Below are 9,402 nucleotides of genomic sequence, written 5' to 3'. Positions count from 1 at the left end.
ACTCTATCAGATCTTTTCTCGATCCGATTTCCTCGGTGCTTTCCAGGTTCCCGCTCCGCTTTCGCTTCGCGTTTCCCTTTCCGGCGGTTCCGACTTTATCAGAAGTTCTTGGCCGGTCTAACCGGCCACTCATTTCTGAGTAATCGGGAGGTGCTTCTTCGAGAAGTCGTTCTCGACTTTTCTCAGGAAGCTCGTAGATTCTAACGCTCGCCACCGAGCTTGTCCAGCTCTAGGCAACTGTTTGAATCTACCTCCCCGCGCCACCCGTGTCAACGGGGTTTGCGGGGCGAAGAGGAGACTAGCAGCTCACAGACGTGGAGCGCACATCAGGCAGCGGTGGGGACGCCGGCGCTGCGGTCGGTCGCTTCGAGATCGCCCGTCTCGCCGGCGCGTACGGCTCGGCCGCCCAGGACGTAGACGTACGTCAGGAATGCGAGCTCGACCGCGATGCCGATGCCGATGCGGGCCCAGGTGGGCAGGCCGGAGGGGGTGACGAAGCCTTCGATGGCGCCGGAGACGAAGAGGACCAGGGCCAGACCGATCGCCATGCCGAGCGCGGCCCGTCCCTCCTCGGCGAGAGCGGTACGGCGGGTGCGGGGACCCGGGTCTATGAGGGTCCAGCCCAGGCGCAGGCCCGTACCGGCGGCGACGAAGACGGCGGTCAGTTCGAGCAGGCCGTGCGGGAGGACCAGCCCCAGGAAGGTGTCGAGGCGGCCGGCAGAGGACATCAGGCCGAACCCGACACCCAGGTTGAGCATGTTCTCGAAAAGGATCCACAGGACGGGCAGGCCCAGGAACACCCCCAGGACCAGGCACATCGCGGCCGCCTGGGCGTTGTTCGTCCACACCTGGGCGGCGAAGGCGGCCGCGGGGTGGCTGGAGTAGTACGTCTCGTACTCGCCGCCGGGGCGGGTCAGCTCGCGCAGCTGGCCCGGGGCCGCGATGGACGACTGCACGTCCGGGTGGGTGCCGATCCACCAGCCGAGCAGGATCGCGATGACCGTGGAGACAAGTGCTGTGGGTACCCACCAATGGCGCGCGCGATAGACGGCTGCCGGGAAGCCCTGTCCCAGGAAGCGCGTGACATCACGCCATGAGGCGCGGCGGGTGCCGGTGACGGCGCTGCGCGCGCGTGCCACCAGCTGGCTGAGCCGTCCCGTCAGTTGCGGGTCCGGAGCGCTGGACTGGATGAGGGAGAGGTGAGTGGCGGTGCGCTGGTAGAGCGCGACGAGTTCGTCGGCTTCGGCGCCGTTGAGACGGCGCCGGCGGCGGAGCAGGGCGTCGAGGCGGTCCCATTCGGCGCGGTGCGCGGAGACGAAGACGTCCAGGTCCATCGGGTCTGCCTGCTCCTCGGCTGGTCGTCGACAGCTCGTCCGCTCGTCGTGGATGCTCGCATCTACTGTCAGCTTGTCGCACTGGGGCGCGATGCGCCCACAGCTTGGCAGACTTGCGGTTCCGGGGGCGGATCGGGGAAGGACGGCGGGCGTGAGTGAGCTGGTGACCGGCGAGGCGGTGGCGCTCGAACTGCTGCCGGCGAGGCTGCCGAGCAGGGCGCTGGCCGTGTTGTTCGACCTGGTGGTGGCCGTGACCGCATACGTCGTGGTCACGGTGGCGCTGGTGATGTCGACGGCGTCGATGGACGAGGCCGCGCAGGTGGCCCTGTCGATCGCGACGTTTCTGCTGGTGCTGGTCGGCGGTCCGATCGCGGTGGAGACGCTCAGTCATGGGCGGTCGCTCGGGAAGCTGGCCTTCGGGCTTCGGGTGGTGCGGGACGACGGCGGACCGATCCGGTTCCGGCATGCGCTGGTGCGCGGTGCGATCGGTGTGGTCGAGATCCTGCTGACGTTCGGTGTGGTGGCCTGTATCGCCTCGCTGGTGTCCGCGCGGGGCCGGCGGCTCGGGGACGTGTTCGCGGGCACGCTCGTCGTCCGTGAGCGAATACCCGCCGGTCCGGCCGGGTTCGTGCCGCCTCCGCCGCCGTGGCTCGTGGGGCGGTTCGCCGAGCTGGACCTGTCTGCCGTGCCGGACGGGCTGTGGCTGGCCGTGCGGCAGTACCTGACGCGGATGTCGCAGCTCGATCCGCAGGTCTCCGTGGGGATGGCGCAGCGGCTGGCGGCCGATCTCGCGGCGCGTACGGGTGCTTCGGTGCCGCCGGATCTGCCGGCCGCCGCCTTTCTCGCGGCCGTGGTGCACGAGCGGCGGTCCCGTGAAGTCCGGCAGACGTTCGGTGCCGGCGGTTCCGCCCCGGCCGCGGGGCGGACCGGCACGCCGACGGCGCCCGCCGCCCCTCAGCCGCCGCCCGTTCCCGTCGCGGGCCCTCCATGGAACGTCGTTCCGCCGGCCGGACCGCAGGACCGGGATCCGCGGCGGGCGCAGACGCCCGTCACGCCGTCGGCCGCGCATGCCGCACGGCCGGTGGACGAGCCGTCGGCCGACCGCCCGTCCACCGGATTCGCACCGCCGGCCTGAGGCGGGATCCGAGGAGTGCTCGGCGGTCGGGTTCCGTCGCGTTCAGTCGAAGGACGACGGCGGTGTCTCAAGGTCCTCCAGCTCGATGCCGGGCGCGGCCAGAACGACGTCGCCGGCGATGTGGACGCTGTGCCGTTCGCCGGTGTCCAGGGCTGTGACCTGGTATTCGTCCACGGTCAGGGGGCCGTTGTCAGTGGCGTGTGCTTCGCTGTTCACCAAGGCCCAGGACTGGTCCACGGTGCGGGGGGCGAGGACGGGATCCGTGAAGGCGACCAGGCGTACGCGGGTCGCGGCGGACGAGGGGGTGAGGCGCAGCAGACGGGCAGTGGCGACGAGGAACGCGGGGGACGTGCCGGTGAAGGCGTGGGCGCGCACATTGCCTTCGGTGGCATGGGTTCCGGTGGGGTCGGTGCGGACCCAGGTGACGCCGTCGAGGGCGGCGCCTCGCACCTGCCAGCCTCCCGCGTGCAGTTCGAGGCGGATAGGGCGGCCGAGGTCGTCCAGGGCGAGGTCGACCGAGCCGTGCTGGTCACCGGTGGGGCCGGTCAGCCGGGAGACGTAGCGCCAGCCGGACGGGCCGGGGGCGCATTGGAAGTGCTCTTCTGCGAGGGGGGTGTGATCATGCGGATCGTGGAGCGAATAACGGCCGCGGGGCATGGGGGTCCTGGGGCTTGACGGGCTGACGGCCCGGGCCGGTTCGCCGGTCCGGACTGGCTCTGGGGCCGGCTGACGGTTCCGGGAAAGGGGCAGGCCCCCGGCACGGGGGTGCGGGGGCCTGCCTCGGGAGACCTGCTGTCGGGGAGCGCGGCGGTGCACCGGTGTGCTCCCCGGCGAGCGGGGCTACGGAACCCGGGGGCTCAGTAGCGGTAGTGGTCCGGCTTGAACGGGCCGTCGACCTCGACACCGATGTACGCGGCCTGCTCCGGACGCAGCGTGGTCAGCTTCACGCCGAGGGAGTCCAGGTGGAGGCGGGCGACCTTCTCGTCCAGGTGCTTGGGCAGCGTGTACACACCGACCGGGTACTCGTCCGGCTTGGTGAACAGCTCGATCTGGGCCAGGGTCTGGTCCGCGAAGGAGTTGGACATCACGAACGACGGGTGACCGGTGGCGTTGCCCAGGTTGAGCAGGCGGCCCTCGGACAGCACGATGATCTTCTTGCCGTCCGGGAAGGTCCAGGTGTGGACCTGCGGCTTGACCTCGTCCTTCACGATGCCCGGGATCTTCGCCAGACCGGCCATGTCGATCTCGTTGTCGAAGTGGCCGATGTTGCCGACGATGGCCTGGTGCTTCATCTTGGCCATGTCCGCGGCCATGATGATGTCCTTGTTGCCCGTCGTGGTGACGAAGATGTCGGCCTTGTCGATGACCTCGTCCAGGGTCGTGACCTGGTAGCCGTCCATCGCGGCCTGGAGGGCGCAGATCGGGTCGATCTCCGTGACGATCACGCGAGCGCCCTGTCCGCGCAGGGACTCCGCACAGCCCTTGCCCACGTCGCCGTAGCCGCACACGACCGCGGTCTTGCCGCCGATCAGGACGTCGGTCGCGCGGTTGATGCCGTCGATCAGGGAGTGGCGGCAGCCGTACTTGTTGTCGAACTTCGACTTGGTGACGGCGTCGTTGACGTTGATCGCCGGGAACAGGAGGACGCCGTCGCGCTGCATCTCGTACAGGCGGTGGACACCCGTCGTGGTCTCCTCCGTCACGCCGCGGATCTCGGAGGCCAGCTGGGTCCACTTCTGCGAGCCGTCCGTGATGGTGCGGTGCAGGAGGTCGAGGATGACGCGGTGCTCGTCGGACTCGGCGGTGTCCAGGCCGGGGACCTTGCCGTCCTTCTCGTACTCGACACCCTTGTGGACGAGGAGGGTGGCGTCACCGCCGTCGTCCAGGATCATGTTCGGGCCGCCGGTGGGGCTGTCCGGCCAGGTCAGCGCCTGCTCCGTGCACCACCAGTACTCCTCCAGGGTCTCGCCCTTCCAGGCGAAGACCGGGACGCCCTGCGGGTTGTCGGGCGTGCCGTTCGGGCCGACGGCGATGGCGGCGGCCGCGTGGTCCTGGGTGGAGAAGATGTTGCACGAGGCCCAGCGGACCCGCGCGCCCAGGGCGACGAGGGTCTCGATGAGCACGGCGGTCTGGACGGTCATGTGCAGGGAGCCGGTGACGCGGGCGCCGGCCAGGGGCTGCGCCTCGGCGTACTCCTTGCGGATCGCCATCAGGCCGGGCATCTCGTGCTCGGCGAGGGTGATCTCCTTGCGGCCGAACTCGGCCAGTGAGAGATCGGCGACCTTGAAGTCCTGTCGGTTGTCGACAGTCGTCATTACGAGCTGCTCCTCGGAGTCGGGATCGAGGTGGGTACGGCTGATCTGCGCGGCGGCGGACACACGGGTGCCCGCGAAGAGCACACAGGCATGCCCCCGTACGCGCAGCGCAGTCCGTCGGAGGCCCTCTCTCCCTCGGCCGGTCCGCGAGGACCGCCCGACCGCCATCAGCAGCGACGTCTGGCTCCGTCCCAAGCTACACCGGAGGACCGGGTCGCCCCCAGTCCGTCGCCGCAAGGTTCGAGCCACTGGGAGGGCGGTTTCGAGCGGCACTGCGGGGGCAGGAGGCGTGCCGGCAGGGGTGCGAATCCCTGGGGACGGGGGCCCGCAGACCGGGATGAACAGGAACTTTCGCCTCTGAGGTCCGAGGAGAGGGTGCGACAGGATGCAGGGGCCGGGAATTCCGGTCCGCGCTCGCGGGGTGTCCGGGACGGCACCGCGCGCGACGAAGGTGTGAGGAGTATCGACGTGACCAGTCCGGCCGGACCGCCCTCCACGGGTGGCCGTGATGACGAGCGGCGGCGGGTGAAGCTGCTGGCGGTGACCGCCTGCCCGACCGGCATCGCGCACACGTACATGGCGGCGGAGAAGCTCGCGCAGGCCGCGGCGAGCCGTGGCATCGAGATGAAGGTGGAGACCCAGGGATCGATCGGGGCCGAAAACGTCCTTGATGACAACGATGTCAGACACGCGGACGGCGTCATCGTCGCCGCGGACAAGGACGTCGACCTGAGCCGGTTCGCGGGCAAGCGCGTGCTGACGGTCGGGGTCGCCGAGGGCATCCACCATCCCGAGCAGTTGATCGAGCGGGTGCGGTCGGCGCCGGTGCACGCGCCGGGCGGGGCCGGGAGCGGTGCGGGGACCTCGGGTGGCGGGGGCGGCGGCCGGGAGCGGGGGCCGGTGTACAAGGCGCTGATGAACGGCGTGTCGTACATGATCCCGTTCGTGGTCGTCGGCGGTCTGCTGATCGCGGTGTCGCTGGCGCTCGGCGGCCATGCGACGGCGAAGGGGTACGTGATCCCGGACGGCACCTTCTGGGCGCACGTCAACGCGATCGGCGGGATCGGGTTCCAGCTGATGATCCCGATCCTGTCCGGCTACATCGCGTACGCGATCGCCGACCGGCCCGCGCTGGTGCCGGGCATGATCGGGGGCTGGATCGCGAACACGGGGGCGCTGTACGACTCGAAGGCCGGCGCGGGGTTCATCGGCGCGATCGTGACAGGGTTCCTCGCCGGGTACCTGGTGTTGTGGATCAAGAAGGTCCGGGTGCCGAAGTTCGTACAGCCGATCATGCCGATCATCGTGATCCCGATCGTGGCGACGACCGCGCTCGGGCTGTTCTTCATCTATGTCATCGGCAGGCCGATCTCCTGGGTGTTCGAGCACCTGACGAGCTGGCTCGGCGGGATGACGGGGACCAGCGCGATCCTGCTCGGCGCGATTCTGGGGCTGATGATCGCGTTCGACATGGGCGGGCCGGTCAACAAGACGGCGTTCCTCTTCGGTGCCGGGCTCATCGCGAGCGGCAACCAGACGGTGATGGGCATGTGCGCGGCCGCGATTCCGGTGATGCCGCTGGGGCAGGGGCTGGCCACGCTGATCCGGCGCGGGCTGTACACCGAGCAGGAGCGGGAGACCGGTCTCGCGGCCCTGTTCATGGGCTGCTTCGGTATCTCGGAGGGCGCGATTCCGTTCGCGGCCGCGCGGCCCGCGCAGGTGATTCCGGCCAACATGCTCGGTGGCGCGGTGGCCGGTGCGGTCGCGGGGCTGGCCGGGGTGAAGGACGCGGTGCCGCACGGGGGGCCGATCGTGGCGGTGCTCGGTGCCGTGAGCGGGGTGCCGATGTTCTTCGTCGCAGTGGTGATCGGTGCGGTGGTGACCGCGCTGGCGACCGTGACGTTGGTTGATGTGGGTCGCCGGCGAGGGCGTGTGGGGGCTGTTCCCGCGGTTTCGGGCACGGCTTCGGGTGCGGAATCGTCGTCGGCTTCGGGTGCGGAATCGTCGTCGGCTTCGGGTGCGGAATCGGGTTCGGATTCGTCGTCGGCTTCGGGCGCGGACTCGGACTTGGGTTCGGGCGCGGACACAAGCGCGGGCTCGGGTTCGTCGGCTGTGGGGGGCGATTCGGCGGCGCAGGTGGTCGTGCCTGACCAGGCGGGGGCGGCGGCGGAGGCCGGTGCCGCGGGCTCGGGGGGTTCGGTGCTTGTTTCCGCCGGTCCGGGTACGGAGGCCGAGGTGTTGTCCGGCTATCTCAACGGGCGCACCGTGCGGGTCGCGCTCGCCGCCGGGGACAAGGAGGCCGCGATACGGGAGATGGCCGAGCTGCTGGGCCGTAGCGGGCGGGTCTCCGATGTGGACGAGTTGGTGGCGACCGCGCTGCGGCGGGAGGAGCAGGGAACGACCGGGCTGGGCGAGGAGATCGCCATCCCGCATGCGAAAACCGATGCGGTGAGTGCGCCGGTCGTCGGGTTCGCGCGGTCCGCCGAGGGGGTCGAGTGGGGTTCGCTGGACGGTACGAAGGCGCGGCTGGTGTTCATGATCGCCGTACCGGAGGCGGCCGCCGGTGACGAACATCTGCGGATCCTGGCGCTGTTGTCCCGCAAGCTGATGGACCCCGGCTTTCGGGAGCGGCTGCTGGCGGCGCCGGACGAGCGGGCGGTCCTCGACGTGCTCGCCGAGGTCGGATGAGCCGGCGGGGACGAACGGGCTGACGGGTGCGGGCCCCGGTGATCGATGCCCGGGGCCCGTGTTCCCCGTCCCGTGTGCGCCGCCGTACGCGGCGCTGTACGCGCCGTCCCGTCCGTCTCTCCTCCTGGAGACCGGCACCGCCGCACAGTCCGTTCACAGCGTGCCGCTATTCTCCGCGCCTCGGAGGGGGCTCTTGGGGAGGACGGGACATGGCGGGGAGAACGCGAGGGCGGGGGCTGGGGATCTCGGCGCTGGTGCTGGGGGTGCTGGGACTCGTGTTGGCGGTCGGTGCCGTCGCCTGGCTGCGGGCCGCGTACGGGGTCTCCACGCTGGCGGGCGACAGCATGCGGCCGACGTACGCGCGCGGGACCGGGATCGTCTGGGAGCGTGTCGGCGGGGGTGAGGTGCGGCACGGCGACGTCGTGGTGTTCACACCGCCGGCGTCGTACGGGATCGGCGCGCCCCTGGTGAAGCGGGTCATCGGGGTGGGCGGGGACCGGGTGCGGTGCTGCACGACGGTGGGTTCGCGGGAACGGGTGAGCGTGAACGGGAAGCCGGTCGAGGAGCCGTACGTGTACGGCGGTGACGCCGACGGTGTGCACAGGGCGTACGACGTGACGGTCCCTCAGGGGCGGCTGTTCCTCCTGGGCGACTACCGCGCCGACTCCCAGGACTCGCGTTTCCATCTCGACCAGCAGAGCGGGACGGTGTCCGCGGGCGCGGTGCTGGGCCGGGTGACGGACGACCGTACCGTCCCGGCCCTGGGCGTCACGGCTGCGCTCCTCGGCGGTGTGCTGGTGCTCGTCGGCGTCGGGCTCGGGATCGGTTTTCTCGTCGTACGGCGGCGGGAGGCGGCGCCGGTGCCGACGATGTCCTGGCCCGCGCCGCCGATGGATGGCTGATGGCTGGTCAGTGGTCGGCCGCGTGCGGGTTCGGGCCGCCGGGGGTGGCCTCCGGGTCGGGGCCCTTGGCGGCCTCGGCCTCGCTGTAGATGTCCGGTTCGAGGTAGATGACGCGGGCGATCGGGACGGCGGCGCGGACTCGGGCCTCGGCGGCGTTGATGGCGTTCGCGACCTCGGCGGCCGTGTCGTCGTGCTGGACGGCGATCTTGGCGGCGACCAGCAGCTCCTCGGGGCCGAGGTGCAGCGTGCGCATGTGGATGACGCCGGTGACGGTGTCGCCGTCGACGGTCGCCTCCTCGATCTGCTTGATCACGTCTGGGCCGGCGGCCTCGCCCAGCAGCAGCGACTTGGTCTCGGCGGCGAGGACCAGGGCGATGCAGACGAGCAGGACGCCGATGCACACGGTGCCGATGCCGTCCCAGACGCCGTCCCCGGTGAGGACGGACAGGCCGACGCCGAGCAGGGCGAGGACCAGACCGATGAGCGCGCCGAAGTCCTCCAGCAGGACGACGGGCAGCTCGGGCGCCTTGGCGCGGCGGATGAACTGGGCCCAGGACAGCGCGCCGCGCAGCTCGTTGGACTCCTTTATGGCCGTGCGGAAGGAGAAGCCCTCGGCGATGACCGCGAAGAGCAGGACGCCCACCGGCCAGTACCAGTTCTCCAGTTCGTGCGGGTGGCTGATCTTCTCGAAGCCCTCGTAGACGGCGAACATGCCGCCGATCGAGAACAGCACGATCGAGACCAGGAAGGCGTAGATGAAGCGCTCGCGGCCATAACCGAACGGGTGTTGCGCGGTGGCCTCGCGCTGTGCGCGCTTGCCGCCGAGCAGCAGCAGGAACTGGTTGCCGGAGTCGGCGAGCGAGTGGACACCCTCGGCGAGCATCGAGGAGGAGCCGCTGAACGCGAACGCCACGAACTTCGATGCCGCGATCGCGAGATTGGCGCCGAGTGCCGCCACGATCGCCTTCGTACCGCCTGACGCGCTCATGTGTCCGCGTTGTCCCTTCGCCTCTGTCGCCCTCTGCGGC

Annotated in this window: 7 protein-coding genes; 3 read left to right on the top strand and 4 right to left on the bottom strand. The window is 70.4% G+C overall.

Annotated features, from left to right (window positions below; translation table 11 throughout):
• Positions 1-326: 326 nt before the first annotated feature.
• The gene (locus tag ACZ4MF_RS40765) at positions 327-1,334 is read right to left on the bottom strand and encodes a stage II sporulation protein M (RefSeq protein ID WP_467498317.1); all 1,008 of its coding nucleotides are present in this window, start codon (positions 1,332-1,334) and stop codon (positions 327-329) included.
• Positions 1,335-1,485: 151 nt separating this feature from the next.
• Here ACZ4MF_RS40765 and ACZ4MF_RS40760 point away from each other — a divergent pair, with 151 nt between their 5' ends.
• Positions 1,486-2,469, top strand: a complete 984-nt coding sequence (locus ACZ4MF_RS40760; protein WP_467498315.1) for an RDD family protein — start codon at positions 1,486-1,488, stop codon at positions 2,467-2,469.
• 42 nt (positions 2,470-2,511) lie between these two features.
• Here the strand turns inward: ACZ4MF_RS40760 and ACZ4MF_RS40755 are convergent, their stop codons facing one another.
• A complete protein-coding gene (locus tag ACZ4MF_RS40755; protein WP_467498313.1) occupies positions 2,512-3,126 on the bottom strand; it encodes a hypothetical protein in 615 nt (204 codons plus the stop codon).
• Between the two features lie 200 nt (positions 3,127-3,326).
• Positions 3,327-4,784, bottom strand: coding sequence for an adenosylhomocysteinase (ahcY, locus tag ACZ4MF_RS40750; RefSeq protein ID WP_467498311.1), 1,458 nt, complete (start codon positions 4,782-4,784; stop codon positions 3,327-3,329).
• Positions 4,785-5,252: 468 nt separating this feature from the next.
• Here ahcY and ACZ4MF_RS40745 point away from each other — a divergent pair, with 468 nt between their 5' ends.
• Entirely contained in the window at positions 5,253-7,472 is a 2,220-nt protein-coding gene (locus tag ACZ4MF_RS40745; RefSeq protein ID WP_467498309.1) for a fructose-specific PTS transporter subunit EIIC, read from the top strand.
• Positions 7,473-7,681: 209 nt separating this feature from the next.
• Positions 7,682-8,374 carry a signal peptidase I gene (gene lepB, locus ACZ4MF_RS40740; protein WP_467498307.1) on the top strand — a complete coding sequence of 231 codons (693 nt, stop codon included), beginning with the start codon at positions 7,682-7,684 and terminating at the stop codon, positions 8,372-8,374.
• A gap of 7 nt (positions 8,375-8,381) precedes the next feature.
• Here the strand turns inward: lepB and ACZ4MF_RS40735 are convergent, their stop codons facing one another.
• Positions 8,382-9,362 (bottom strand): cation diffusion facilitator family transporter, encoded by a 981-nt coding sequence (locus tag ACZ4MF_RS40735; RefSeq protein WP_467498305.1) that lies wholly within the window; start codon positions 9,360-9,362, stop codon positions 8,382-8,384.
• Between the last annotated feature and the right edge of the window lie 40 nt (positions 9,363-9,402).

The organism is Streptomyces sp. NPDC025793 (assembly GCF_055558375.1).
The sequence above is the reverse complement of the archived record's forward strand: the minus strand, read 5'-3'. Positions and strand labels throughout refer to the sequence as shown.